2 protein-coding genes are annotated in these 1177 nt (G+C 69.9%); both read right to left on the reverse strand.

Annotation, left to right across the window (positions count from 1 at the left end):
* Positions 1 to 705: biosynthetic peptidoglycan transglycosylase (locus tag G3O06_RS48330; protein ID WP_205820466.1), on the reverse strand; the 705-nt coding region annotated here is incomplete at its 3' end.
* 10 nt (positions 706 to 715) lie between these two features.
* On the reverse strand, positions 716 to 1177 hold a 462-nt coding region (locus G3O06_RS48335), incomplete at its 5' end, for a hypothetical protein (RefSeq protein WP_205820467.1).

A 1177-nucleotide genomic window follows, 5' to 3' on the forward strand; every position in this document is an offset into this window, starting at 1 on the left:
GCAGGCCTGCTCGGCATGCATGTCGCGCAGGATCCGGCACGCGCGCTCGGCGACTTTCGCGGGCGTTGCGTTGGGTGCGCGCACGAGCGCGGCCGCGATCGCGGCTTCGCGGGCGTCGAGGCCCGACGGCGCCTTGCCGAACAGCACCTGCGACAGCGCGGCGAGGCCGATCGTCTCGCCGCGGAACGGCACGAGGTTCAGGTACGCCTCGAGCACCTGGTCCTTGCGCCAGCCGCGTTCGAGCAGCAGCGCGTTGACCGCCTGCGACGCCTTCTGCGGCAGTGAGCGCTGGCCCGAGCGGCGCGGCGAATCGCTGAGCAGCCCGGCGAGCTGCATCGTGACGGTCGATGCGCCGCGCGTGCGCTCGTTCCACAGGTTGCCCCATGCGGCGCCGGCGATCCCGCGCCAGTCGACGCCGCTGTGTTCATAGAAGCGCTTGTCTTCCGATACGACGATCGCCTCGCGAAACGCGGGCGACACGTCGGCGAGCGACACCCAGTCGCCGCGCCGTTCGGTGAGGTCGACACGCGTGCGCTGCAGCGGCGTGCCGTCGCGTGCGAGCAGCACCCAGTCGGAGCTGCGCCAGTTGCGGCGCACTTCGTCGTAGCTCGGCAGTGCATGCGCGACGAGCGGTGCGGCCAGCACGATGGCGACGAATACGCGGCCGGCGAAACGCGCCGGCCGCGGCAATACCAGATCGATCATCGCTTACTCGTTACTTGCCCGCTTCGGCCGGCTTCACGGTCACCGGCGGGTTCGGCCACAGGCCGTACACGGACGGCGCGTACAGCGCCTCGACACGCGTGGGCGGCAGCCCGAACGTGCCGACGTTGTTCAGCCGCACCGTGTACTCGACCGAGAATTTGCCCTTCGGCAGGTAGTCGTAGTACGCGCGGTAGCCGTCAAAGTCGCGCTCGATGAACGCCGGCCACGCGCCGTCAGGCGTCTTCTCGCCCTGGGTCGCGGCTTCGGAGTCGCGGCCGAGGCCCGAACCAAGGATCGTCGAACCAGCCGGAACCGGATCGTTGACGACGACCCACGTCATGTCGCTCTGCGCATCGATGTCGAGATGCACGCGCACGACGTCGCCGCGCGTCAGCACGCCCTTGACGGCGGGCGATACGGGCGTGATGGTCTTCGTGAGCCGGTAGCCGGCCGCAAACGGCGAACGCAGCGG

Source organism: Burkholderia sp. Ac-20345 (assembly GCF_017104825.1).
GTDB classification, from domain to species: Bacteria; Pseudomonadota; Gammaproteobacteria; order Burkholderiales; family Burkholderiaceae; genus Burkholderia; species Burkholderia lata_B.